Source organism: Streptomyces sp. NPDC014006 (assembly GCF_043088925.1).
Classification (GTDB): Bacteria; Actinomycetota; Actinomycetes; order Streptomycetales; family Streptomycetaceae; genus Streptomyces.
On sequence record NZ_JBICAJ010000007.1, the window covers coordinates 394,208 to 417,513 of the forward strand.

The following is a 23,306-nucleotide window of genomic DNA, read 5'->3' on the forward strand; positions in this document are numbered from 1 at the left end:
CCGTCAGCCTGCCTGGCCGTCGGACCAGCGCCAGCGGCCCGCCGAGTCCTGCTCACACGTCAGGTACTCGCCGCCCTTGCCGTAGGTGCTCAGACCGTGGTGGCGGCCGGCGCAGAACTGGCCGTCGGCGTAGCAGTTGCCCGCGGGGCTGGTGATCGCGCAGGTCCTGCTGCCGCCGCTGGTCGCACCGCTGGTCCCGCCGCTCGACCCCCCGCTCGTCCCGCCACCCGCGGCGGTCCTCGTCGGCTCCGGGGTGTGCAGCAGACGCCCGTCGCAGTCCCGCCCGTCCCGGGCGACGACGAAGGCGACGTCGAAGGAGGGGGTGCGGTCGGCGGGGTCGTCGATCTGCTCGCAGACCTTCTCGCCCGCGCCCCAGGAGGAGGCCGTCCGGCCGCCGCCGTCGAGGGAGGCCCCGGTGCCCTGGAGGTAGACGGCGTAGCGCAGGCCGCTCGCGCGGGCCGCGGCGACGGCCCGGCCGACAGCCGTCCCGGTGTGGTCGCTGATCGTGACGACGGTGGGCTCGGCCACCGGACTCGGGCTGCTGCTCGCCGGGGACGGCTCCGGCTTGGGAGCCGACGTGCTCGGTGCGGCTTTGGTCACCGGCGCGGTCTGCTGGACGGCCTTGCCGTCACCGCCGCCGCCCTGGCAGCCGGCGAGGGCCAGCGCGGCTGCCGTCACCAGCGCCGCGAGACCGGAGACTCCACGGCCCCCCACCCCACGTCTGTGGCCATGTATACCCATCATGATCAACCCGCCCCCCTGGCGTACCGGTCGTTCCGTGTAGAGCGCATCTTGTCCTGTTCACAGGATCTCCACAAGCGGTCGGCCGCATACGACCGGCCACCGAAACCGGCCATACGTTTGAGTTTTTCCGGTGCGGGCTAGGTTGAGGCGTATGGCTTCCACGCACGCTGCTGATCAGAAGGCTCGGGTGCTGGTCGCGTCCAACCGCGGCCCGGTGTCGTACTCGGTGGGCGACGACGGCTCACTCACCGCCAAACGCGGCGGCGGCGGGCTGGTGTCCGGACTGTCGGCCATCGGACCGGAGGCAGGGGCGCTGTGGGTGTGCTCCGCGCTGTCCGACGGCGACCGCGAGGCGGTACGGCGCGGGGTCGGCGAGCAGGGCGTGCGGATGCTGGACGTCCCGGCCGACGTACACGCCGACGCCTACAACGGCATCGCGAACTCCGTGCTCTGGTTCGTGCACCACATGCTGTACCAGACGCCGCTGGAACCGGTCTTCGACGCCGAGTTCCGCAGGCAGTGGGCGTCGTACGAGACGTACAACCGGGCGTTCGCCGAGGCGCTGGCCGAGGAGGCCGCCGACGGCGCGGTGGTGATCGTGCAGGACTACCACCTGACCCTGGTGCCGGGGATGCTCCGCGAGCTGCGGCCCGATCTGCGCATCGGGCACTTCTCGCACACGCCGTGGGCGCCGCCGGAGTACTTCCGGATGCTGCCGGACGACATCGCGCGGCAGGTCCTCGAGGGGATGCTGGGCGCGGACCGGCTCGGCTTCCTCACCCGGCGCTGGGCGGACGCCTTCACGGCCTGCTGCGAGCAGTTCGCGGACGGGCTCGGCAGCACCCGGATCGGGGTGCACGGACTCGGCGCGGACGCCGACTTCCTGCGCGAGCGGGCTCACCGGGCCGACGTGGGTGAGCGGATGGCGGCGCTGCGGCAGCAGATCGGCGCGGGCCGCAGGACGATCGTGCGGGTGGACCGCACCGAGCTGTCCAAGAACATCGTGCGCGGGATGCTGGCGTACCGGCAGCTGCTCGAGGACCACCCCGAGTGGCGCGAGCGGGTCGTGCACGTGGCGTTCGCCTACCCGTCCCGGCAGGACCTCGCCGTCTACCGGGACTACACGGCCGAGGTGCAGCGGGTCGCGCAGGAGATCAACGCCGACTACGGCACGGACGGCTGGACGCCGGTCGTGCTGCACGTCGAGGACGACTTCGCGCGCTCGCTGGCGGCGTACCGGCTCGCGGACGTGGCGCTGGTGAACCCGATCCGGGACGGGATGAACCTGGTCGCCAAGGAGGTGCCGCTCGTCTCCGACGAGGGCTGCGCGCTGGTGCTGTCGCGGGAGGCCGGGGCGTTCGAGGAGCTGGGCGAGGACGCGATCGCGGTCAACCCGTACGACGTGACCGGTACGGCGGCCGCGCTGCACGAGGCGTTGAGCATGCCGGTGGGCGAGCGCAACGACCGCGCCAAGCGGCTGGCGGCAGCGGCGACCGCACTGCCGCCGGCGAAGTGGTTCCTGGAACAGCTTCAGGCGTTGCAGGGGTGACCCGCGCGGCTAGGGCCTGGCCACCCGGTCCGCCAGTGCCGCCAGCAGTCGTACGACTCCCTCCGGGCCGTCGACCACCACGTCCGCCCGCTTCGACAGCTCGGTGACCTCCGAGCTGCCGCTGCACACCAGCAGACCCGGGACGCCCTCCAAGCGCAGTGCCTCGACGGCGGCGAAGGCGGGCAGGTCGCCCAGGTCGTCGCCGGCGTAGACGACGGACTCGGCGCCCACCGCGCGGACGTACTCCGTCAGCGCCACCCCCTTGTCGACGCCGGGCGGGCGCAGCTCCAGGACCAGGCGTCCGGGCTCGACGATCAGTCCGTGCCGCGCCGCAAGGTCCGCCAGCGGCTCGCGCAGCGCCTCGAACGCGGCCTGCGGATCCTCGGCGCGGCGGGTGTGCACGGCGACCGCGCGGCCCTTCTCCTCGATCCATGTGCCGCGCCAGGCGCCGACCGAGTCCAGCAGCCCGGGCAGCTCGGCGCGCACCCCCGCGACGCCGGGGTGGGGCGGCGGGGCGGTCAGCTCACCGGTGGCGGCCTCCCAGCGTTCGGCGCCGTAGTGACCGAGGACGACGAGGCGCTCCAGACCGGGCACGCCCGCGAAGCCGCCGTTGCGCACGGCGACCCCCGCGGGGCGGCCGGTGACCACAGCGATCGAGGCGACCTCGGGGGCGAGGCGGGCGAGGGCCGGTACCGCGTCCGGGTGGGCGCGGGCCTGATCGGGGTCGGCGACGATGGGGGCGAGCGTGCCGTCGAAGTCGAGGCCGATCACCGCCTTGCCGGGGCGGGCGAGGACGGCGTCGAGGCCCTCGCGGCCCTGCGCGGTCACCGGTTCGGGAAGGTCCGTGGCGTACGTGTCATGGCTGCCCATACCGCGAACCTATCCCCGGACGAGCCCTGCCGAACCTGGGGAACGGTCTCGCTGGGGAACGGTGTGGCCGGGAGACGGTGTCGTCACCGCTCGGCGCGGCGGGCGTCCCGTATCCGTCTGAGCCTGTTCACCGTCACCGGGTCGTGGGCGAGGGCGCGGGTGTCGTCCAGGAGGGCGTTGAGCAGCTGGTAGTAGCGGACCGGGGCGAGGCCCAGCTCCTCGCGGATGGCGCGCTCCTTCGCGCCGGGGCCGGGAAAGCCCCGGCGCTCCAGCGCGAGGACGGCCTGCTCGCGCTCGCCCAGCGGCGGCCGGCCCATCTCGGATGCGTCCATGCCCGAAACCGTACCGCCGCCCACTGACAGTCCCGCTAGGGCTGCGCGCTGTCCGCCGCGACCGCCGCCGACTGGATCTGCCCGAGGACGGACACGGCGCTGCCCGTGGGATCGACGGCCTGCCCGATCCGCTTCTTGATGTCGGCGCTGACCGACGCCCAGGACGTCTTGCCGACCGGGTACAGCTCGCTGAGCGGCAGCTGCTGCAGGAACGGGCGGATGTCCTTGTCCTGGTCGGAGCCGCTCATCGCCGCGGAGGCCGTGGTGGTGACCGGCAGCAGGTCGTAGGTGCGGGAGAAGTCGAGGACGTTCTTCTCGCTGTAGACGAAGTCGAGGAAGTCGCGGATCTGCTCGCGGTGGCCGTTCTTCTTGAAGGCCATCATCCAGTCGGCCACGCCCATCACGGACCGGCTGGGCCCGTTCACGCCCGGCATGGTGACCATGCCGAACTTCACGCCCTTCTTGGCGGCCATCTGCATCAGCGACGGATGCCCGTTGAGCATGCCGACCTCGCCGTCGGCGAAGGCGGTGAAGGCGTCGGCACGGTTCAGCTTGCCCGGCGCGACGGGACCCGTGAGGTCCTTGCCGACCAGCTCGTTCTTCAGCCAGGTGAAGGTCTGGACGTTCTGCGAGGCGTCGATGCCGTAGGTGCCGACGGTGTCGACGTAGCCGCCCCCGCCGCTGAGCAGCCACTGCATCGTCTCCGCCTGGGCCTCCTCCGGCCCGAGGGGCAGCGCGTAGGGGTACTTCACGCCCTTGTCCTTGAGCGCCCGGGCGTCGGCGGCCAGCTCGTCCCAGGTCTTGGGCGGGTCGATGTGCGCCTGGTCGAACAGGGTCTTGTTGTAGAAGAGCAGCCGGGTGGAGGCCGCGAACGGCATGCCGTACTGCACCCCGTGCACCTGCCCGGCCGACACCAGCTGGGAGACGAAGTCGGCCTGGGTGGAGATGGAGAGCACGTCGTCGGCCCGGTACAGCTCGTCCTTGGCGGCGTAGTCGGCGTAGGCGCCGATCTGGGCCATGTCGGGCGCCTGGCCGGCCTCGGTCATCTCCTTGACCTTGCGGTCGACGTCGGTCCACGAGTAGACGCTGACGTCGACCTTCACGCCGGGGTGCTGGGCCTCGTAGTCCTTGACGAGGTCGTCCCAGTAGTGCCGGGAGCTGTTGGTGTCGTTGTCGCCGTAGTCGGCGGCAACCAGCTTGAGGGTCACGTCACCGGAGCCTCCGGTGACGCCGCAGCCGGTGAGTACCGCCGTCAGGCCCAGCGCGGAGATCACCGCGATCGTCGTCGTCCTTCGCCGCTGCACCGCTCCGGCTCCCCACCCTCGTAGACGTCCGCCGACCTCTGGCACGCCGGACGTCTGAACCACTTTCCGATTAACGGATTAAGGTCTACACCATGCGAGTGGACTAGACCTCTCATGGGTGGTGGGGCCACACTGTCCCCCGTGAGACATGTCATCGCCCTCGACGTGGGCGGCACCGGGATGAAGGCCGCCCTGGTCGGGGCGGACGGCGCACTGCTCCACCAGGCACGCCGGCCCACCGGCCGCGAGCGCGGGCCCGACGCGGTCGTCGAGCACATCCTCGGCTTCGCCGCGGACCTGCGCGCCCACGGTGAGGCGGCCCTCGGCGAGCCCGCCGCCGCGGCCGGCGTCGTCGTCCCCGGCATCGTCGACGAACAACGCGGCCTCGCCGCCTACGCCGCCAACCTCGGCTGGCGCGACCTTCCTCTGCGCGACCTGCTCGCCAAGCGGCTCGGCGCACCCGTCGCCCTGGGCCACGACGTGCGGGCCGGCGGGCTCGCCGAGGGCCGCCTGGGCGCGGGCCGGGGCGCCGACCGCTATCTGTTCGTGCCGCTGGGCACCGGGATCGCCGGCGCCATCGGCATCGGCGGCCGGGTCGAGGCGGGCGCGCACGGCTTCGCGGGCGAGATCGGCCACATCGTCGTACGGCCCGGGGGTACCCCCTGTCCGTGCGGGCAGCGCGGCTGCCTGGAACGGTTCGCGTCCGCGTCGGCCGTCAGCCAGGCGTGGGCCGAGGCCTGCGGCGACCCGGACGCCGACGCCGCGGACTGCGCCAAGGCCGTCGCGTCCGGCGACCCGAACGCCGTCCGCGTCTGGCAGGAGGCGGTGGCCGCCCTCGCCGACGGCCTGGTCACCGCGCTCACCCTGCTGGACCCGCGCACCCTGATCATCGGTGGCGGCCTGGCCGAGGCGGGGGAAACCTTGTTCACACCGCTGCGCGACGCGGTCGCGCAGCGGGTCACCTTCCAGAAACTGCCGGAGATCGTCCCGGCTGCCCTGGGCGACACGGCGGGATGCCTGGGCGCAGGCCTCCTGGCCTGGGATCTCCTGGACACCACGACCGGCAAGGAGGAAACGCCCTAATGGCAACCCCCTCAGGGGCGCGGGGAACTGCGCGACCAGCCACGACGAACCCGCACCCCGCGGCGGACAGAACCCCCCTGGTGCTGTCCGGCGCAACGGTCGTCCTTCCCACGGGAGCCGTCCCGGACGGCCGAGTGGTGGTCGACGGCACCCGCATCGCCGGTACGGCACCGGCGAACGCCCAGGTCATCGACGTACGAAACCACTGGCTGATCCCCGGCTTCGTCGACCTGCACAACCACGGCGGCGGCGGAGCCTCCTTCACCTCCGGCACCGTCGAGGACGTCCTCACGGGCATCCACACCCACCGTCTGCACGGCACCACCACCCTCGTCGCCTCCACCGTCACCGACGACATGGACTCCCTGACGCAGCGCGCCGGGCTGCTGAGCGAGCTGGCCGAGCAGGGCGACATCGCCGGGATCCACTTCGAGGGGCCGTTCATCTCGCCGTGCCGCAAGGGCGCGCACTCCGAGGAACTGCTGCGCGACCCCGAGCCGGCCGAGGTGCGCAAGCTGATCGACGCGGCGCGCGGCCACGCGAAGATGGTCACGCTCGCCACCGAGCTGCCGGGCGGCATCGACTCCGTACGGCTGCTCGCCGAGCACGGCGTGATCGCGGCGATCGGGCACACGGACGCCACGTACGAGCAGACCCTGGAGGCGATCGACGCGGGGGCGACGGTCGCCACGCACCTGTTCAACGCGATGCCGCCGATCGGCCACCGCGCGCCGGGGCCGATCACGGCGCTGCTGGAGGACGAGCGGATCACGGTCGAGCTGATCAACGACGGGGTCCATCTGCACCCCGCGGCCCTGCAGCTGGCGTTCCATCACGCGGGTGCGGCGCGGGTCGCGTTCATCACGGACGCGATGGACGCGGCCGGCTTCGGCGACGGCCGCTACATGCTCGGCCCGCTGGAGGTGGAGGTCGCGGACGGGGTGGCGCGGCTGGTGGAGGGCGGTTCGATCGCGGGCTCCACGCTCACCCTGGACCGGGCGTTCAAGCGGGCGGTGACGGTGGACCGGCTGCCGGTGGAGGACGCGGTGCGGGCGCTGTCGGCCAACCCGGCGCGGCTGCTCGGGCTGGACGACCGCGTCGGCTCGCTGGATCCGGGCAAGGACGCCGACCTGGTCCTGCTGGACGAGCACTTCGACCTGAAGGGCGTCATGCGCCGCGGCGCCTGGGTGGTTGGCCCCCAACTGGCCTGATCCGTCCGCTCGTACGGAGGCGGTGGCCGGTCCCGGGGCTGGGCCGACCGCCGTCTCTTTGGCATGATCGACCCTCCGGAAGTCCACGTCAGCACACGTATGCGGGGGGAGGTCGGCCCAGGTGATCCTCACGGTCACGCTGAACACCGCTCTCGACATCACCTACCGCGTCCGCTCCCTGCGGCCGCACACCTCCCACCGCGTCACGGACGTCATCGAACGGCCGGGCGGCAAGGGGGTCAACGTGGCGCGGGTCCTCGCGGCCCTCGGTCACGAGGTGACGGTCACCGGCTTCGCGGGCGGCGCCACCGGGCGCGTCGTCCGTGACCTGCTGACGGACACGTCCGGGGTCCGGGACGCTCTGGTACCCGTCGCGGGCGCGACGCGCCGCACGATCGCCGTGGTGGACGGGCACAGCGGCGACACCACCCAGCTGAACGAGCCGGGCCCCCTCGTCGCGCCCACCGAGTGGGGCGCCTTCCAGGACCGCTACGAGGAGCTGATCGCCGGTGCGTCCGCGGTGGCCCTGTGCGGCAGCCTGCCGCCCGGTGTGCCGGTGGGCGCTTACGCGGGCCTGATCCGTACGGCGCGTGCGGCGGGCGTTCCCGTCCTGCTGGACACCAGCGGCGAGCCGCTGCGCCGCGGGGTCGCCGCCCGCCCGGACATCGTCAAGCCCAACGCCGACGAGCTGGCGGAACTGACGGGCTCCCACGAGCCGGTGCGCGCGACGCAGGACACCCGGCGGCGCGGGGCGCGCGCGGTGGTGGCCTCCCTGGGCCCCGACGGCCTCCTGGCCGCCACCCCGGAGGGCCGCTGGCGGGCCACTCCGCCGGCCCGCGTCCACGGCAACCCGACCGGTGCCGGCGATTCGGCCGTCGCCGGCCTGGTCTCGGGCCTGGTGGAAAACCTCCCCTGGCCGGACCGCCTCGCCCGAGCGGTGGCCCTGTCCACCGCAACGGTCCTGGCCCCGGCCGCGGGCGAGTACGACGCGCGTGCTTATGAGGAGCTGCTGGGGCAGGTGGCGGTGACGGCGGAGGCGACGGCGGCTTAGCGGCGTCAGGCCGAAGGAGGATCCGTCGTGAGCCACATCTGGTCCAGCACGGCGTTGCACTGGTTGCCCTGCTGGCAGGAGAGCTCGATGGTGTTCGTTCCCTCGGTCAGGTTCACGAGGGCCCAGGTCTCCTGCCAGCCCTTCTCCCAGACGCCCGCCGGTGTGCCACCGAAGTTCTTCATGTTCAGCGGCTGGGTCTTGGGAGTGCCGTTGACCGACACCGTGGCGTTCGCGTCGGTACCCGGGATGCCGTACCGCACGTACAGGCGGTAAGACCCCTTGTCCTTGACGCCGTTGACCGTCCAGGTGACCTTGGCGCCGACGGCGTTGAAACCGGCGACATAGACCCCGCCGTCCGCCTTGGCGCCCTTCACGTCCGACGCCAGCGTCGCCCCGCCCTCCAGGCGGAGCGCCTTCGCGTCGATCGTGGGCAGTTTCACCTTCGCGTCGCCGCTCGCGTTCGACGACGGGCTCGGCGTGGTGTTCTGCTGGGACTGGGTGGGGGTGGTGCCGGCCTGGTCGTTCTTCTTCTCGTCCGAGTCGCCGTTCATCATCACCACGCCGATGCCGACCACAACCGCCGCGACCACGGCGATAGCGCCGATCAGCAGGCCCTTGGTGTTGGGGCCCCGGCCTCGCCCGCCCTGGCCGGACCCGCCGACCTGGTGCTGCGGGGCGGTGGGGGCGCCGCCGGGGAACGTCTCGGGGGCCGCGTAATGCGCGTTGGTCCTGCCGTGGGCACCCTGGGCACTCTGCTGCTGCGGGACCTGGCCGTACGGCGCGGCGGTCGGCGCCTGCTGCCCGTACTGCCGTTCCCCGACCGTGCGCACCCGGCTGACGGAGTTCGGGTAGCCGTAGCCTCCCGAGGGCGGCTGCGCACCCCGGGCCTGTCCGTCGGCGTAGAGGTAGCCGAACGGGTCGTCGTCCTCGGGGGTGCTCGGGCCGTTGTTGCCGGGCGTCATCCCTTCGTTCTCCTCAACAGGTGGGGGCGGATGGGGTCCTTGGTGTGGGGTGTGGCAGAGGGCGAGCCTACCCGCTCTGCAAGACCCAAACGGGTGCTGCAAACCGCACCGTTTCCCCCGCGACCGGGCTGACCTGCGGATTACCCGGCGCGCCTGTGCTGTTTGGGACGAGATCGTTTCTCGACGTACATCCGTTCGTCCGCCGACTTGAGGACCTCGTCGGCCGTCATGCCGCAGTGCGCCCAGCCGATGCCGAAGCTGGCGCCCACCCGCACGGCCCGGCCCTCGGCCCGTATCGGCTGGATGATCTCGTTGCGCAGGCGTACGGCGAGGTCCTGCGCGTCGGCGCGGCCGAGGCCGTCGGCGAGGATCACGAACTCGTCGCCGCCGAGCCGGGCGACGGTGTCGCCGTCGCGCACACCGTTGCTGAGCCGTCGGGCCACCTCGATGAGGACCGCGTCGCCCGCGTTGTGCCCGAACCGGTCGTTGATCGACTTGAAGCCGTCGAGGTCACAGAAGAGCACCGCGAGCCCCTTGGCGCCGTCGTCCCGCTCCTCCTCGGGGGCGACGGTGTGCACATGGTGGTCGTAGGCGTCGAAGCCGTCGGGGGCGGGCCGGAAGTCGAAGCCGTGGCCGTTCGCGTCGAAGGCGGCGGGGTGACCGTGGGCGGCCTCGGCGGTGTCGTGGGAGTCGTACGCGTCGAGCGCGGGGTGGGCGGTCTGCGGCCGCCGGCAGAGGCGGGCGGCGAGACGGGAGCGCAGCTCGGCGGAGTTGGGCAGTCCGGTGAGGGAGTCGTGGGAGGCGCGGTGGGCGAGCTGGAGCTCGCGGCGCTTGCGCTCCTCTATGTCCTCGACGTGGGTGAGCAGGAAACGCGGGCCGTCGGCGGTGTCCGCGACGACGGAGTTGCGCAGGGACACCCAGACGTAGGTGCCGTCACGGCGGCCCAGGCGCAGCTCGGCGCGGCCGCCCTCGGCGGAGGTGCGCAGCAGTGTGCCGATGTCCTCGGGGTGGACCAGGTCGGAGAAGGAGTAGCGGCGCATCGCGGAGGCGGGCCGGCCGAGCAACCGGCACAGGGCGTCGTTGGTCCGCAGGATCCGGCCGTGCTGGTCGCCGCCCATCTCGGCGATGGCCATGCCGGAAGGGGCGTACTCGAATGCCTGGCGGAAGGATTCCTCGCTGGCGCGCAGGGCCTGCTGCTCGCGCTCCAGGCGGACCAGGGCGCGCTGCATGTTGGCGCGCAGCCGGGCGTTGGATATCGCGATCGCGGCCTGGAAGGCGTACATCTGCAGCGCCTCGCGGCCCCAGGCGCCGGGCCGGCGGCCGTTGCGCGGCCGGTCCACGGACAGCACGCCGAGCAGCTCGCCGCGCGGGCCGCCCTGCGCGCCGGGCGCGTACATGGGGGCGAAGAGCCGGTCGGAGGGGTGCCACTCGTCCTCGAAGCGCGGCGCGGGCCCGTCGGTGTACCACTGCGGGACGTCGTCGTCGTCGAGGACCCAGCCCTCGGTGTGCGGGATGAAGACCAGGTCGCCCCACTGCTCGCCCATGGACAGGCGGCGGTCCCAGGACGGGCGGGAGCCGACGCGGCCGGTGATCAGGGCCTCGGCGGCGGGGTTGCCGGCGAAGGCGGCGACGACCAGATCGCCGTCCGCGCGCACGAGGTTGACGCAGGCCAGCTCGTAGCCGAGGGCGGTGACCACGCCGTCGGCGACGGTCTGCAGGGTGTCCGCCAGGCTGCGGGCGGTGTTCATGTCCGCCATGACCTGGTGCAACTGCCGCAGGGACGCAAGACGGACATAGGGTTCCGACTCGGTCTCCATGCTCGCCCTCCCCCCGAGACTTCGCAGCGAATCAAGGGTTGTCGTCGGCGTATCGTCGTCTGAGCCTGGTGGCGTGTCTCTCTGCGTCTTTCGCCACTGAATCACAGCGCGCTGCTCACTCGGTACACAGGGTCAACATTTCCTTGCCCTTGTGACTCAAGTCACAGCAAAACGTGAACAATAAAGTGGAGTTTCTGTATTTTTCCTGTGCGTTAACCGAATGGACACTTTGCGAGTATGCGGCATCGGAGGCCGTTCGGGGCCGGAAGTCAGGCGGAAGTCCTAGGTCCGCACCCGGTCCGAGGTCCGATGCGAGGGCTTGCGAGCGGAGACTAGCGTTTCCGGCGTGCTGAAGACTTCCCCTGCCGTGCCCTCACCCTTCACACCCGCCCCTGCCGGGCATGCTGAGGGGGTGACCCACGACGAGTTCCGCGCCGCCATGTCCCGGCTCGCCGCGGGCGTGGTCCTGGTGACCGCGCTGGAGCCGCCGCTCGACCCGGACGACCCGGACGCGCCCACCGGCGAGGACGTCGGCATGACCGCCACCGCGTTCATGTCGGTCTCCCTGGACCCGCCGCTGGTCCTCGTCAGCCTGCGGGAGGGCTCACGGATGGACGACCTGCTGGCCGAGCAGCCGCTGTGGGCCGTCTCGGTCCTCGCCGAGAGCCAGCGCCACATCGCCGGCCGCTTCGCGATGAAGGGCCGCATCAGCGACCGCCTGCTCTTCGAGGACATCCCCTACGTCCGGGGCGAGGTCACCGACGCGCCCCTGGTGGGCGGCGCACTGGCCACCCTGGAGTGCCGCACCGAGCAGCGCGTGAGCGCCGGCGACCACACGCTGGTGATCGGCCGCGTCCTGACGGCCCGCGTCCCGAGCGCGGAAGGCGGGCCGCTGACGTACTTCAAGGGGCGGTACCGGCAGCTGGGGTGACGCCCGAAAACCCCTCGCCGGGGGCCGTGCGGCGTCCTTGGGACCTCCTCGGCATCGACCGGCACGGCGACGGCACCGTGCACCGCTCGGGCCTGTGGCGCCTCAACATCGCGGCCGACGCCCAGGGCCGCGGCTACGGCCGCTTCGCGGTCCGGGCGGTGGCGGAGGAACTGCGGCGGCGGGGCACCAAGGAGATGTACGTCAGCTGGCACCCCGGCCCCGACGGCCCGGAGGCCTTCTACCTGGGCCTGGGCTTCCGAAAGAACGGCGAGGTGAGCGGGGGTCAGACGGTGGGGGTACTGGAGCTCGGCTGACGCGGCGGCGTCCCGACGTCCCGGATCCGGGGAGGCCCGGGCGCCTGGGCGGGTGAGGCCTCTACCTCGTCCAGTCCCGCCCGGTACGGCCCCGCTTGGTCTCCGCACGCTGTTTCTTCTCGCGGAGCCGGCGTTCGTTGATGCCCCGCGGCACCCGCGTGGGCTTGCGCGGCCTCGGCGGCGGAGCCGTCGCCTGAGCGAGCAGCGCCGCCAGGCGCACCGCGGCGGCCTCCCGGTTGCGCCACTGCGAGCGGTGCTCGGTGGCGCGCACGCTGAGCACCCCGTCCACCAGCCGTGGCCCGAGCCGCTCCAGCGCACGCCGCTTCCACACCTCGGGCAGCGCCTCGGTGCGGGCGAGGTCGAAGCGGACCTCGGCGGCGGAGTCGGACGTGTTGACGTGCTGTCCGCCGGGCCCCGACGCCCGCGAGAAGCGCCACATCAGCTCGGCCTCGGGGAGCGCGACGGAACCGCGGATGAGATGGGGACCGGACATGCCGTCCATGTTCCCGTCCCGGCCCGGTCCACGTCATCCCATTTCCCGCGGGGCGTGCCGAGGCCCGGGCGAAAGCCGCCTCCGCTGCCCGGGCGGAAGGTGCGGGTAAAAAAGGTAAAGCGAGCTGGAACCATCCGCCGGGCCGCGACGTTCGTAGGGATGACGGTAGCTTCGTCCCCAGTGCGAAGCCTCGTACACACAGCGCATCGAGGAAGGACTCCCGACCATGGCAGTAAGCCTGTCCAAGGGTGGCAACGTCTCGCTCACCAAGGAGGCTCCGGGCCTGACCGCCGTCACCGTGGGCCTGGGCTGGGACGTCCGCACCACCACCGGCACGGACTTCGACCTCGACGCGTCCGCGATCGCGGTCAACGGTCAGGGCAAGGTCTACTCCGACGCCCACTTCGTCTTCTTCAACAACAAGCAGACGCCGGACAACTCCATCGTCCACACCGGTGACAACCGCACCGGCGAGGGCGCCGGCGACGACGAGGCCATCAACGTCAACCTCGCCGCCCTCCCGGCCGACATCGACAAGATCGTCTTCCCGGTCTCCATCTACGACGCCGAGAACCGCGGCCAGAACTTCGGCCAGGTCCGCAACGCGTACATCCGCATCGTCAACCAGGCAGGTGGCGCCGAGATCGCGCGCTACGACCTGTCGGAGGACGCGGCCACCGAGACGGCCATGGTCTTCGGCGAGCTGTACCGCAACGGCGCGGAGTGGAAGTTCCGTGCCGTCGGCCAGGGCTACGCCTCGGGCCTGGTCGGCATCGCCCAGGACTTCGGCGTCAACGTCTGATCCGACACCCCGCGTGCAGGAGCCCCCGGCCGAGCACCGGGGGCTTCGGCGCACTACGGTCCCGCCATGATGCTCGACCCGCTCCCCCGCACCCCTGACCACGACATCCCCGCCCCGCTGCTCACCGAACTCACCGCCCTGTACGCCTCCAACCGCGAGTTCCAGGCCCTCAGCGGTGACTTCCCGGACCCGGACGACATCCGGCCGGAGCAGGTGGCGGCCGCGCTGGCCGACGAGTTGGCGCATCCGGACGCGGAGGTGCTGGTGGCCCGCGACCAGGGACGGCTCGTCGGCGTGGCCATCACGCTCGCGCACCACCCCGACCCGGCCGACCCCGACCCGTGGATCGGGCTGCTGATGGTCGACGCGGGCGTGCAGCGGCAGGGCCACGGCCGCCGGATCGCCGCGGCCGTGGAGGCCCGTTTCCGCGAGGCCGGCCGCACCGCCGTCCGGCTTGCCGCCCTCGCCGACAACCCCAGGGCGCTGGCCTTCTGGACCTCCCTCGGCTACGAGGTGATCGACCACCGCCCCGATCGCCGGCAGGGCCGCGCCTGCGCGGTGCTGCGCAAGCGACTGGCGGTGTGACGCCCGGTGCGGCAATTCCGCTGTATCAACGAGGCCCTGACCACACCTCAGCCGTCCGCATAGCGGATACACGGCAACGGAATTCGGATACGAACATGTAAAGTCTTGACGGACCTCTGTCAAACAGCAGGTTCTCGATGTCACTCTCTCCTCGCCGCCGCAACCTGTGTCCCACCTGTGCCTCAACCCCACGAGGCCAGCGACGAAGGAGACCGAGTGAGACACCCCGACCGCCCCACCTCTCGCTCCACCCGGCTGCGCGCCGCCGCCCTGATCGGCTCGGCGGCGATGGTCGTCCTCGCCGTGCAGAACGGCGCCGCCACCGCGGCCCCCGCGCACACCGACGGCGCCACCGCACTCCCCCTCACAGCCGCCGCCCGCGCCCAGGCGATCAGGTCGGCGCAGGACGCCGCCCCGGCCACCGCCCGTGAACTCGGGCTCGGCGCCCAGGAGAAGCTCGTCGTCCGCGATGTGATCAAGGACGCCGACGGCACCGTCCACACCCGCTACGAGCGCACCTACGCCGGACTGCCCGTCCTCGGCGGCGACCTGGTCACCCATGTGGCCAAGTCCGGCGCGCTCAAGGGAGTCACCAAGGCGGCGAAGGCCCGCATAGCCGTGGCCTCCACCGACCCGGCCGTCTCCGCGACCACCGCCAAGGCGAACGCGCTGAAGGCCGCCGCCTCCGCGAAGGCCACCGCGACCAGTGCCCGCAAGGTGATCTGGGCGGCCGGCTCCAAGCCCGTCCTCGCCTACGAGTCCGTCGTCACGGGCCTGCAGCACGACGGCACCCCGAGCGAGCTGCACGTCATCACCGACGCCACCACCGGCAAGGAGATCTACTCCTACCAGGCGATCGACACCGGCACGGGCACCAGCCAGTACAGCGGCACCGTCCCGGTCAACTCCACGGCCTCCGCCTCAGGGGGCTACGACCTGATCGACGGCGCACGCGGCGGTCACAAGACGTACGACCTGAACGGCGGTACGTCCGGCACCGGCGCCCTCTTCCACGACGCCGACGACACCTGGGGCGACGGGACGGTGGCCAACCGGCAGACCGCCGCCGTGGACGCCGCCTACGGCGCCGCCGTCACCTGGGACTTCTACAAGTCCGCGTTCAACCGCAACGGCATCGCCGGTGACGGCAAGGCCGCCTACTCCCGTGTCCACTACGGCAACGCCTACGTCAACGCGTTCTGGTCCGACAGCTGCTTCTGCATGACGTACGGCGACGGCCAGGGCAACGTGAGGCCGCTGACCTCGCTCGACGTCGCCGGCCACGAGATGAGCCACGGTCTGACCGCGGCCACCGCCGGTCTCAACTACCGGCGTGAGTCGGGCGGTCTGAACGAGGCCACGTCCGACATCCTCGGCACGTCGGTGGAGTTCTTCGCGAACAACAGCGCCGACCCCGGTGACTACCTCATCGGCGAGAAGATCGACATCAACGGCAACGGCACCCCGCTGCGCTACATGGACAAGCCCAGCAAGGACGGCAGCTCCGCCGACTACTGGTCCTCGGGCGTCGGCCGCCTCGACGTGCACAACTCCTCCGGCGTGGCGAACCACTTCTTCTACCTGCTGAGCGAGGGCAGCGGCGCCAAGACCGTCAACGGCGTCTCCTACAACTCGCCCACGTACGACGGCTCCGCGGTCACCGGCATCGGCCGGGACAAGGCCGTCCAGATCTGGTACAAGGCCCTGACCACGTACTTCACCTCCTCCACCGACTACGCGGCCGCCCGCACCGGCACCCTGCAGGCGGCGGCCGACCTGTACGGCTCCGGCAGCGCCGAGTACAACGCGGTGGCTGCCGCCTGGAAGGCGGTGAACGTCAACTAGCCACAGGGCGGAGCGCGGTCGGCCTCGTCAGCGTCGACCAGCCGCCCGTGGCGGGGCGGCCGGGCTCGTGAGGAGCGTCTCTCACGGGTGGTCCGGCCGCCCCTCGCCGTACAGCCAGTCCCGCCAGATGCCGGAGAAGTCCTTGTCCGGTGCCTGCTGCTGCACGTACGCGGTGAAGTCGGCGGTGGAGGCGTTGCCGTGGCGGTGGGCCGCCGCCCAGCCCTGCACGAGGTCGTAGAAGGCGTCGTCACCGACGGTCTGCCGGATCTTGTGCAGGACCATCGCCCCGCGCTGGTAGACCGGGTTCGCCGAGATCACCGCCGCGCTGCCGGGCCTGCCCGGGGGGAAGTCCCACAGGTCCTCGAACTCCTCCTCCTCGCCGTGCTCGTACACCTCCTGGAACCGCTGCTGGGCGCTCGGGCCGCCGTGGTCCTCCGCGTACAGCCACTCCGCGTACGTCGCGAAGCCCTCGTTCAGCCACATGTCCCGCCAGGTCTTCGGCGTGACCGAGTCGCCGTACCACTGGTGGGCCAGCTCGTGCACGAAGGTCGTGGTGTCCGGGGCGCCGGGGAAGACGGGGCGGTTCTGGGTCTCCAGGGCGTACGTCGCGTCCCGCTTCTGTTCGACGATCACGCCGGTGGAGGAGAACGGGTACGGGCCGAAGTTGAGCTCCAGCCAGTCCATCACCTCCGGCAGTTTCGACAGCACGGCCCGGCTGTCCTCGGTGCTCACCGGGTCGACGGCGGTGTAGAACGGCAACCGGTGCTCGCCGACGGTGCCGCGGTGGACCTCGTACCGGCCGATGCCGAGGGTGGCGAGGTAGCTCGCCATGGGTTCGGCGGTGCGCCAGTGGAAGGCGGTACGGCCTTGCCGGGTGCTCTCTGCCACCAACTCCCCGTTGGACACGGCCGTCAGGCCCTGCGGCACGGTGACGGTGATGTCGTAGGCCGCCTTGTCGGAGGGGTGGTGGTTGCCGGGGAACCACGCCATCGAGCCGACCGGCTCGCCCAGGGCCAGCGCGCCGTCCTTCGTGTACAGCCAGCCCTCCTTCGACCCGTCCGCGTCGGTGATCGTCTCCGGGGTGCCGGAGTAGCGGACCCGGATGTGGAAGGTCTTGCCCTGCTGGATCTCGTCGTGCGGGCGGACGGTCAGCTCCTGGCCGGCCCGGCCGAAGCGGGCGCCGGCGCCCTGGACGGTGACGCCCTGGACGCCGAGGCCCTTGAGGTCGAGGTCGAAGGCGGACAGGTCCTGGGTGGCCCGTGCGGTGATGTCCGCGGTGCCGGTGAGCGTGCGCACGGCGGGGTCGTAGGCGAGGGTCAGGGCGTAGTGGGTGACGTCGTAGCCGCCGTTGCCGGCCTTCGGGAAGTACGGGTCGCGCAGGCCGGCGCCGCCCGGGGTACCGTCGACGCCGCCACCGCCCGTGCAGGCGGACAGGGCGAGCGTCAGCAGGAGCGCGGGGACGGCGGGCGCTTTTCGGGACACGTCGGGAATCCTATGGTCGTCGGGGTGTCTCCCTGACAGACCGATGCGGCGGCGGGGCGGTTTCGGATCGGGCGCGGCCGAGATCGGGCGGCGTCGGACGGGGCGGGGTCGGGTCGGGCGGGGTCCGGTCTTCGTGGGCGGGCGTGACACCATCGCCTGGTGCTCGACATCGGCTACGCCCTCTCCACCCGTTTCCCGGACCCGCCGCAGACGGACTACCGGCGCGCGGACGTCCGCGCCCTGCGCCACGACCTGTTCTGCGGGGATGTGTACCTCGCCGACACCAAGTCCGACCGGGAGTTGTCCACAGCCTGGGGATGGGTGCCGGTGCTGGACTTCGCGTGGGCGCTGTGCGACATCGTCGAGCGCATCGACCGCGACCCGGCCGGCTCCCGCGCCGCCCGGCCGCAGCGCGCGGAACTGGACTTCACCGAGTCCACCGACCGGATGCTCTTCGAGCGCCGCTTCGGCTGGGTGGACATCACCGCGGACTGGGTGCCGGCCGAGGAGGCTCCGCTGTCCTTCTCCCACACCGAACTGCGCCGGGAGGCACGGGACTTCCTGCACGACCTGGTCGCCGATCTGTGCGATCTGCACGACGACCTCGCGGACAATCCGGCGATCTGGACCCTCCAGGCGCGGTTTCCCCGGGTGTCATGAACCGCCTTGACCTTTCGTGGAGGGCCGCCCGGCGTTCCTCCTTTATGGTCATGCCCATGTCCCTCCACGAACGCTCCGCACTCACCGGGCTGGCTCCCGGCGAGCGACTTCTGGCTCATCACGTCGTCGTGCCGGTGAAGAGCGCCAAGGGCGTCAAGCTGAACGTCCATGGCCACGGCAGGCTGGGCGGACAGTTCGGCGACCATCTGATGCAGAACATCGGCGCCGCGAGCGGCGGCGCCGGCAGTGTCGCCGGCCAGCTGCCGCCGACCTCCGGTGCACTGCTGATGCGGGTCACGGATCAGCGGGTCGGGCTGGTCCGCGCCACCGACGGCGCGCCGGTCTGGGAGGTGCCGCGGGCGTGGGTGGTCCGTGTCGAGCGGCGGCCGCGGCTGCAGCTGATGGCTCGGTTTCGGGTGCACTACAGCGATGGGTCCTGGCTGGCGTTCTTGACGATGCGGCGACGGTGGATCGAGTCGTTGCGGGGCGTACTGGGCGGGTGACTGTGCCTGCCGGCGGCTCGGGCGGGGTGGGGTGGTCGTTCGGGTGCGGGGTGCGTTGTGGCTGGTCGCATTCGCCTGCGGCGGCCTGTGCGGCCTTCGTTGTGGCTGGTCGCGCAGTTCCCCGCACCCCTTTGTCCCCACCCCGTCCCCTTCCCGCCGTCCACGACTGCGGGCCGTCGTCACTGCGGGTGCGGGCGTCGCGTGGGTGGTCAGCCCTCCACCCTGAGGCCCAGGCCTGCTGCCAGAAGGGGGGCCAGGTCCAGGAGTTGGGCCGTGCTGATCACCGCGCCCGCCATGCCCTCCAGGCCGTGGGTGATGTCCAGGGGGGTCGCGCCGCGCAGGTCCACGTCCGTCAGGGTGGCGCCGGTGAAGTCCGCGCCCTTGATCGCGCAGTCGGTGAACTCCACTCGCTCGAGCCGGGCGCCCGCGAAGTCCGGTTCCACCAGTACGCAGCCGGTGAAGACGACGTCCCGGAGGCGGGCGCCGCGCAGGTTCAGGTAGTCGATCTTGCCGCCGAGGATCAGGACCCGCTCCAGCACCGCACCGTGCAGCTGTACGCCGCCGAGGCGCGGGTCGGTCAGCTCGACGTCCCGGAGGGTCGACTCCGCCAGGTCCGTGCCCACGCCCCGCACGTCCGACAGCACCGAGTCCAGTAGGCGCGCGTGGTGCAGTCGCGTCCCGTCCAGGGCGCAGCCTCTCAGGGCGCAGTCCATGAAGCGGGCGCCCGCGCCGTCCTGACCGCTCAGGTCGGCGGCTTCGAACTCCAGGCCGTCGTAGTCCCCGTCGGGCTCCAGCCCCTCTTCGTCGTACCGCTCCAGGTGCGGCAGGCGCACCTCCGGCCGCCGTGCCGCCTTCACACCCGTTCCCCTTGCCATGCCCCCATGCTGCACCCCGCCACTGACAATCGCTCTGACCTGCGCGAACGCGGGTGATGTCACAATCGGGCGTCTTCGGCGGTCATAGAGGTGCAAGCGGCGACCCGAGCAGAGGGAGAGACCCGACATGCACCGCATCACCGTCGTCGGCGGCGGATTCGCCGGCCTGACCGCCGCCATCACCGCCGCCGAGGCCGGTACCAAGGTCACCGTGTACGAGGCGCACCACACCCTCGGCGGCCGGGCGCGCACGGCCGAGGGGCCGTACCGGACCAACGAGGGACCCCACGCCCTCTACAACGGCGGCCCCCACTGGACCTGGCTGAAGCAGCGCGACCTGATCGGACCGCTGGCCCCGTTGCCGGCCCTGGAGGCGGCCCGGCTGCGGCTGCGCCACCAGGGCGTTGTGCGCCGCACCCCGCCGTTCGCGATGCTCAAGCTGCTGCGCCGCCGGCTGCCGCAGGCGCCCGTCGACACCGACTTCCTCAGCTGGGCGACCGGCATCGCCGGCGAGGAGGGCGCCCGGGCCGCCGCGAACTATGCCGCCGTCGCCGTCTTCCACCACGACCCGGGCTCGCTGTCCGCCGCCTTCGTGCAGGAGCGGCTGCGCCGGGCCACCAAGCTGCCGCCGGAAGCCCACTACCCGCGCGGCGGCTGGGCGAGCATGATCGACCGGATGGCCGGCCGCGCCTGGAACCTGGGGGTGCGGATCGAGACGCTCTCCCGTGTCGACACGCTGCCCACCGACACTCCGGTCATCGTCGCCACCTCCCTGGCCGCCGCCCGCCGGCTGCTGGGGGACGGCTCCCTGACCTGGCCCAGCGGCCGCACCGCGCTGATCGACCTGGCGGTGCGCACGCGGCGCGGCGACGCGTTCGCCGTGTCCGATCTGGACGCGCCCGGGTGGATCGAGCGGTTCACCGCCCAGGACCGCACCCTCGCCCCGGCCGGCGAGCAGCTGATCCAGGGGCAGATTCCGCTCGCCCCGCACGAGACCCGCGCCGACGGTGTCGCCCGCGCCGAGGAACTGCTCGACCTGGGCTTCCCCGGCTGGCGCGACCGGGTCACCTGGCGCGGCGAAGCCACCGCCGACGGCCGGACCGGGGCCGTGGACCTGCCAGGCACCAGCTGGCGGGACCGCCCGGCCATCGACCGCGGCAACGGCGTCTATCTCGCCGGTGACCAGGTCGCCGCGCCCGGCGTGCTGTCGGAGGTCTCCTTCACCAGCGCGCTGACGGCCGTATCACTGGCGCTGGGGCATCAACGCTCGCTTGACCTCAAGCGCGCTTGAGGTCCAAGAGTGGGCCTCGCACGGACACGTCGTCGAACGGGGAGCCCCATGCACGCGATCCGCCTCCACGCCTTCGGACCCGCCGAGAACCTGACCCACGAGGAGGTCGAGGACCCGGTCCCCGCCCCCGGCCAGGTCCGTATCGCCGTGGCCGCCGCGGGGGTCCACCTCCTCGACACGGCTCTGCGCGAGGGCGTGCGCGGCCCCCTGCCCGAGCTGCCCGCCCTGCCGACCGTCCCCGGCCGCGAGGTCGTCGGCACCGTCGACGCCCTCGGCGACGGCGTGGACCCGTCCTGGCTGGGCAAGCGCGTGGTCGCCCACCTCGGCTTCGCGCCCGGCGGCTATGCGGAGCTGGCCGTCACCGACGCGGCCCGGCTGCACGAGATCCCGGGGAACCTGGACCCGGCGCAGGCGGTCGCCATGATCGGCACGGGCCGTACGGCGATGGGGATCGTGCAGTTCGCGGACGACCTGGGCCCCGGCTCCGTGGCCGTGGTCCTGGCGGCCGCCGGCGGCATCGGCACCCTCCTGGTGCAGTACGCCAGGAACGCAGGCGCCGGCGTCGTGGGGCTCGCGGGCGGCCCGCGCAAGACCGCCCGGGTCCAGGCGAACGGCGCCGACCTCGCCGTCGACTACACCGAGCCCGCCTGGCCGGACAAGGTCCGCGCCTTCCTCGGCGGCCGGCCCGCCACCGTCGTCTTCGACGGCGTCGGCGGCGACACGGCCCGCGAGGCGGTCGCCCTGCTCGGCCCGGGCGGCCGGCACCTGGTCTTCGGCTGGTCCGCCGAGGGCATCCGCGACGGCGGGCCGTACCTCGTCGACGGCGTCTCCGAACAGGTGCTCGGCCCGGCGATGTTCGCCAGGGCGGGCGGTCCCGACCCCTTGCGCACCCTCGAACTGCGCGCGCTCACCGAGGCCGCAGCGGGCCGGCTCGTCCCGGCCGTCGCACGCTTCCCGCTCGCCGAGGCGGCCGCCGCGCACCGCGCCCTCGAGAGCCGACGCACGACCGGAAAGGTGGTCCTGGAGCCATGAAACGGCACCACACAGCCCGGGATGCAATACGTCCTGATTCGTGGTCTTCTGACCGGGTGACTGTCACCCGAACAGACCAACCCGCGCCGGGAGCGGACCCCCACCGCTGGTGGGGTCTGGTGATCATCGCGCTCGCCCAGCTGATGGTCGTCCTGGACGCCACCATCGTGAACATCGCGCTGCCCTCCGCCCAGCGCGACCTGGGCATGTCCGACGCCAACCGGCAGTGGGTGATCACCGCCTACACCCTCGCCTTCGGCGGGCTGCTCCTGCTCGGCGGCCGGATCGCCGACCTCGTCGGCCGCAAACGGACCTTCGTCTTCGGCCTGGTCGGCTTCGCCGCCGCCTCCGCGCTCGGCGGCGCCGCCACCGGCGCCGGCATGCTCTTCGGCGCCCGCGCCCTGCAGGGCGCCTTCGCGGCCGTCCTCGCCCCGTCCGCGCTCTCCCTGCTGACCACCACGTTCACCGATCCCAAGGAGCGCGGCAAGGCGTTCGGCATCTACGGCGCCCTCGCCGGCAGCGGCTCTGCGATCGGCTTCATCGTCGGCGGACTGCTCACCGAGTACCTGAACTGGCGCTGGTGCCTCTACGTCAACGTGCCCATCGCCGTCGTCGCCGTCGTCGGCGCGCTCACCCTGCTGCACGACCGCCCCGGCCACGCGGGCGTCCGGCTCGACGTGCCCGGCGTCGTCCTCGGCTGCGGCGGCCTGGTCGCGATCGTCTACGGCTTCAGCGAGGCCCAGCCGCGCGGCTGGACCGACCCGCTGGTCCTCGCCCTCTTCGCGGCCGGTGTCGTCCTGCTCGCCACCTTCGTCTGGTGGCAGACACGGGCGCCGAGCCCGCTGCTCCCGCTGCACATCATCAAGGAACGCAACCGGGCGGGCTGCTTCCTGACCATGATGCTCGCGGTGATCGGCATGTTCGGGCTGTTCCTGTTCATGACCTACTACCTGCAGGTCGTCCTCGGCTACTCGCCCGTCCGCACGGGCCTGGCCTTCCTCCCGCTGACCGCGGCGATCATCGTCGGCTCCACCCAGATCTCCGCCCGCCTGCTGCCCCACGTGGCACCGCGCACGCTGATGGTCCCCGGCATGGTGCTCGCCGCCGGCGGCATGGTGATCCTCACCCAGATGACGGTGGACTCCTCCTACACCACGGAGATCCTCCCCGCGCTGCTGCTGATGGGCCTCGGCATGGGGCTGACCTTCATGCCGGTGTTCTCCACGGCCACCGCGGGCGTCGCCCCGCAGGACGCCGGCGTCACCTCGGCGACCGTCAACACCTCCCAGCAGGTCGGCGGCTCCATCGGCACGGCGCTGCTGAACACCATCGCCACCACCAGCAGCGCCACGTACATCACCGCCCACCTGGCGAACCCCGGCGGGCGGGCGCAGATCGTCCGCACGGGCGTGGTGCACGGCTACACGGTCGCCATCTGGTGGGCGGCCGCGGTCATGCTGCTGGCCGGCCTGGTGGCGGGCCTGATGGTCACGGCCCGTCCCCCGTCGCACGGAGCACCCGCGCAGGAACCGGTACCGGAGTCGGTGGCCTGACCGCACAGGTACCGCCG

General features: G+C 72.3%; 22 protein-coding genes and 1 pseudogene. 14 read left to right on the top strand and 9 right to left on the bottom strand.

Annotated features, from left to right (window positions below; genetic code table 11):
* Positions 1–3 precede the first annotated feature (3 nt).
* A complete protein-coding gene (locus ACF1GV_RS25180; RefSeq protein WP_391684855.1) occupies positions 4–714 on the bottom strand; it encodes a hypothetical protein in 711 nt (236 codons plus the stop codon).
* Between the two features lie 181 nt (positions 715–895).
* Here ACF1GV_RS25180 and ACF1GV_RS25185 point away from each other — a divergent pair, with 181 nt between their 5' ends.
* The gene (locus ACF1GV_RS25185; protein WP_391684857.1) at positions 896–2,293 is read left to right on the top strand and encodes a trehalose-6-phosphate synthase; all 1,398 of its coding nucleotides are present in this window, start codon (positions 896–898) and stop codon (positions 2,291–2,293) included.
* 9 nt (positions 2,294–2,302) lie between these two features.
* On the opposite strand, the gene otsB is transcribed toward ACF1GV_RS25185, so the two are convergent.
* The 3 genes from otsB to ACF1GV_RS25200 form a co-directional block, all read right to left on the bottom strand.
* A complete protein-coding gene (otsB, locus tag ACF1GV_RS25190) occupies positions 2,303–3,163 on the bottom strand; it encodes a trehalose-phosphatase (protein ID WP_391684859.1) in 861 nt (286 codons plus the stop codon).
* An 83-nt stretch (positions 3,164–3,246) separates the two neighbouring features.
* Positions 3,247–3,495, bottom strand: coding sequence for a DUF3263 domain-containing protein (locus ACF1GV_RS25195; RefSeq protein ID WP_391684861.1), 249 nt, complete (start codon positions 3,493–3,495; stop codon positions 3,247–3,249).
* A gap of 35 nt (positions 3,496–3,530) precedes the next feature.
* A complete protein-coding gene (locus ACF1GV_RS25200) occupies positions 3,531–4,799 on the bottom strand; it encodes an ABC transporter substrate-binding protein (protein ID WP_391684863.1) in 1,269 nt (422 codons plus the stop codon).
* 114 nt (positions 4,800–4,913) lie between these two features.
* Between ACF1GV_RS25200 and ACF1GV_RS25205 the strand changes: the two genes are divergently transcribed.
* The 3 genes from ACF1GV_RS25205 to ACF1GV_RS25215 all read left to right on the top strand — a co-directional run bounded on the left by ACF1GV_RS25205 (position 4,914) and on the right by ACF1GV_RS25215 (position 8,144).
* A complete protein-coding gene (locus tag ACF1GV_RS25205) occupies positions 4,914–5,882 on the top strand; it encodes an ROK family protein (protein ID WP_391684865.1) in 969 nt (322 codons plus the stop codon).
* A complete protein-coding gene (nagA, locus tag ACF1GV_RS25210) occupies positions 5,882–7,093 on the top strand; it encodes an N-acetylglucosamine-6-phosphate deacetylase (RefSeq protein WP_391684867.1) in 1,212 nt (403 codons plus the stop codon). The genes ACF1GV_RS25205 and nagA overlap by 1 nt, the downstream gene beginning before the upstream one ends.
* A 121-nt stretch (positions 7,094–7,214) precedes the next feature.
* Positions 7,215–8,144: a 1-phosphofructokinase family hexose kinase gene (locus ACF1GV_RS25215; RefSeq protein WP_391684869.1), complete on the top strand. Its 930-nt coding sequence runs from the start codon at positions 7,215–7,217 to the stop codon at positions 8,142–8,144.
* Positions 8,145–8,149: 5 nt separating this feature from the next.
* Here the strand turns inward: ACF1GV_RS25215 and ACF1GV_RS25220 are convergent, their stop codons facing one another.
* Both ACF1GV_RS25220 and cdgB read right to left on the bottom strand, forming a co-directional pair.
* On the bottom strand, positions 8,150–9,106 hold the full coding sequence (locus tag ACF1GV_RS25220) for a carbohydrate-binding protein (protein ID WP_391684871.1): 957 nt from the start codon (positions 9,104–9,106) through the stop codon (positions 8,150–8,152).
* A gap of 140 nt (positions 9,107–9,246) precedes the next feature.
* Positions 9,247–10,923 carry a diguanylate cyclase CdgB gene (gene cdgB, locus ACF1GV_RS25225; RefSeq protein ID WP_391684873.1) on the bottom strand — a complete coding sequence of 559 codons (1,677 nt, stop codon included), beginning with the start codon at positions 10,921–10,923 and terminating at the stop codon, positions 9,247–9,249.
* A 439-nt stretch (positions 10,924–11,362) separates the two neighbouring features.
* On the opposite strand from cdgB, the gene ACF1GV_RS25230 reads away from it, so the two are divergent.
* Together ACF1GV_RS25230 and ACF1GV_RS25235 are read left to right on the top strand one after the other, a co-directional pair.
* On the top strand, positions 11,363–11,854 hold the full coding sequence (locus tag ACF1GV_RS25230) for a flavin reductase family protein (RefSeq protein WP_363263727.1): 492 nt from the start codon (positions 11,363–11,365) through the stop codon (positions 11,852–11,854).
* Positions 11,855–11,907: 53 nt separating this feature from the next.
* Positions 11,908–12,168 (top strand): annotated as a pseudogene (locus ACF1GV_RS25235) (GNAT family N-acetyltransferase); the annotation flags it as partial.
* Positions 12,169–12,229: 61 nt separating this feature from the next.
* Here ACF1GV_RS25235 and arfB read toward each other — a convergent pair.
* Entirely contained in the window at positions 12,230–12,670 is a 441-nt protein-coding gene (arfB, locus tag ACF1GV_RS25240) for an alternative ribosome rescue aminoacyl-tRNA hydrolase ArfB (RefSeq protein WP_391684875.1), read from the bottom strand.
* A gap of 217 nt (positions 12,671–12,887) precedes the next feature.
* Between arfB and ACF1GV_RS25245 the strand changes: the two genes are divergently transcribed.
* From ACF1GV_RS25245 to ACF1GV_RS25255, 3 genes are all read left to right on the top strand, one after another.
* A complete protein-coding gene (locus tag ACF1GV_RS25245) occupies positions 12,888–13,463 on the top strand; it encodes a TerD family protein (RefSeq protein ID WP_031170907.1) in 576 nt (191 codons plus the stop codon).
* Positions 13,464–13,529: 66 nt separating this feature from the next.
* A complete protein-coding gene (locus ACF1GV_RS25250) occupies positions 13,530–14,048 on the top strand; it encodes a GNAT family N-acetyltransferase (RefSeq protein ID WP_391684877.1) in 519 nt (172 codons plus the stop codon).
* A 288-nt stretch (positions 14,049–14,336) separates the two neighbouring features.
* Positions 14,337–15,893, top strand: a complete 1,557-nt coding sequence (locus ACF1GV_RS25255) for a M4 family metallopeptidase (RefSeq protein ID WP_391685107.1) — start codon at positions 14,337–14,339, stop codon at positions 15,891–15,893.
* Between the two features lie 81 nt (positions 15,894–15,974).
* Here ACF1GV_RS25255 and ACF1GV_RS25260 read toward each other — a convergent pair whose 3' ends face one another.
* Complete coding sequence (locus tag ACF1GV_RS25260) at positions 15,975–17,375, bottom strand: M1 family metallopeptidase (RefSeq protein WP_391684879.1); 1,401 nt, start codon at positions 17,373–17,375, stop codon at positions 15,975–15,977.
* Between the two features lie 159 nt (positions 17,376–17,534).
* Here ACF1GV_RS25260 and ACF1GV_RS25265 point away from each other — a divergent pair, with 159 nt between their 5' ends.
* Positions 17,535–18,035: a hypothetical protein gene (locus ACF1GV_RS25265; protein WP_363263579.1), complete on the top strand. Its 501-nt coding sequence runs from the start codon at positions 17,535–17,537 to the stop codon at positions 18,033–18,035.
* 56 nt (positions 18,036–18,091) lie between these two features.
* Complete coding sequence (locus ACF1GV_RS25270) at positions 18,092–18,538, top strand: hypothetical protein (protein ID WP_391684882.1); 447 nt, start codon at positions 18,092–18,094, stop codon at positions 18,536–18,538.
* 209 nt (positions 18,539–18,747) lie between these two features.
* Here ACF1GV_RS25270 and ACF1GV_RS25275 read toward each other — a convergent pair whose 3' ends face one another.
* Positions 18,748–19,413, bottom strand: coding sequence for a pentapeptide repeat-containing protein (locus tag ACF1GV_RS25275; protein ID WP_391684884.1), 666 nt, complete (start codon positions 19,411–19,413; stop codon positions 18,748–18,750).
* A gap of 127 nt (positions 19,414–19,540) precedes the next feature.
* Here ACF1GV_RS25275 and ACF1GV_RS25280 point away from each other — a divergent pair, with 127 nt between their 5' ends.
* From ACF1GV_RS25280 to ACF1GV_RS25290, 3 genes are read left to right on the top strand one after another with little or no spacing between them, the layout of a single operon-like run.
* Positions 19,541–20,704, top strand: a complete 1,164-nt coding sequence (locus ACF1GV_RS25280; RefSeq protein ID WP_391684886.1) for an FAD-dependent oxidoreductase — start codon at positions 19,541–19,543, stop codon at positions 20,702–20,704.
* Positions 20,705–20,752: 48 nt separating this feature from the next.
* The gene (locus ACF1GV_RS25285) at positions 20,753–21,736 is read left to right on the top strand and encodes a zinc-binding dehydrogenase (protein WP_391684888.1); all 984 of its coding nucleotides are present in this window, start codon (positions 20,753–20,755) and stop codon (positions 21,734–21,736) included.
* Between the two features lie 56 nt (positions 21,737–21,792).
* The gene (locus ACF1GV_RS25290) at positions 21,793–23,289 is read left to right on the top strand and encodes an MFS transporter (RefSeq protein ID WP_391684890.1); all 1,497 of its coding nucleotides are present in this window, start codon (positions 21,793–21,795) and stop codon (positions 23,287–23,289) included.
* Positions 23,290–23,306 lie beyond the last annotated feature (17 nt).

What these genes read in the sequence shown, in the direction of transcription:
- ACF1GV_RS25185 (WP_391684857.1), top strand. Translation starts at nt 896, where the DNA reads ATGGCTTCCACGCACGCTGCTGATCAGAAGGCTCGGGTGCTGGTCGCG.
- otsB (WP_391684859.1), bottom strand. Translation starts at nt 3,163, where the DNA reads ATGGGCAGCCATGACACGTACGCCACGGACCTTCCCGAACCGGTGACC.
- ACF1GV_RS25195 (WP_391684861.1), bottom strand. Translation starts at nt 3,495, where the DNA reads ATGGACGCATCCGAGATGGGCCGGCCGCCGCTGGGCGAGCGCGAGCAG.
- ACF1GV_RS25205 (WP_391684865.1), top strand. Translation starts at nt 4,914, where the DNA reads ATGGGTGGTGGGGCCACACTGTCCCCCGTGAGACATGTCATCGCCCTC.
- nagA (WP_391684867.1), top strand. Translation starts at nt 5,882, where the DNA reads ATGGCAACCCCCTCAGGGGCGCGGGGAACTGCGCGACCAGCCACGACG.
- ACF1GV_RS25220 (WP_391684871.1), bottom strand. Translation starts at nt 9,106, where the DNA reads ATGACGCCCGGCAACAACGGCCCGAGCACCCCCGAGGACGACGACCCG.
- cdgB (WP_391684873.1), bottom strand. Translation starts at nt 10,923, where the DNA reads ATGGAGACCGAGTCGGAACCCTATGTCCGTCTTGCGTCCCTGCGGCAG.
- ACF1GV_RS25230 (WP_363263727.1), top strand. Translation starts at nt 11,363, where the DNA reads ATGTCCCGGCTCGCCGCGGGCGTGGTCCTGGTGACCGCGCTGGAGCCG.
- arfB (WP_391684875.1), bottom strand. Translation starts at nt 12,670, where the DNA reads ATGGACGGCATGTCCGGTCCCCATCTCATCCGCGGTTCCGTCGCGCTC.
- ACF1GV_RS25245 (WP_031170907.1), top strand. Translation starts at nt 12,888, where the DNA reads ATGGCAGTAAGCCTGTCCAAGGGTGGCAACGTCTCGCTCACCAAGGAG.
- ACF1GV_RS25250 (WP_391684877.1), top strand. Translation starts at nt 13,530, where the DNA reads ATGATGCTCGACCCGCTCCCCCGCACCCCTGACCACGACATCCCCGCC.
- ACF1GV_RS25255 (WP_391685107.1), top strand. Translation starts at nt 14,337, where the DNA reads ATGGTCGTCCTCGCCGTGCAGAACGGCGCCGCCACCGCGGCCCCCGCG.
- ACF1GV_RS25270 (WP_391684882.1), top strand. Translation starts at nt 18,092, where the DNA reads ATGTCCCTCCACGAACGCTCCGCACTCACCGGGCTGGCTCCCGGCGAG.
- ACF1GV_RS25275 (WP_391684884.1), bottom strand. Translation starts at nt 19,413, where the DNA reads ATGGCAAGGGGAACGGGTGTGAAGGCGGCACGGCGGCCGGAGGTGCGC.
- ACF1GV_RS25280 (WP_391684886.1), top strand. Translation starts at nt 19,541, where the DNA reads ATGCACCGCATCACCGTCGTCGGCGGCGGATTCGCCGGCCTGACCGCC.
- ACF1GV_RS25285 (WP_391684888.1), top strand. Translation starts at nt 20,753, where the DNA reads ATGCACGCGATCCGCCTCCACGCCTTCGGACCCGCCGAGAACCTGACC.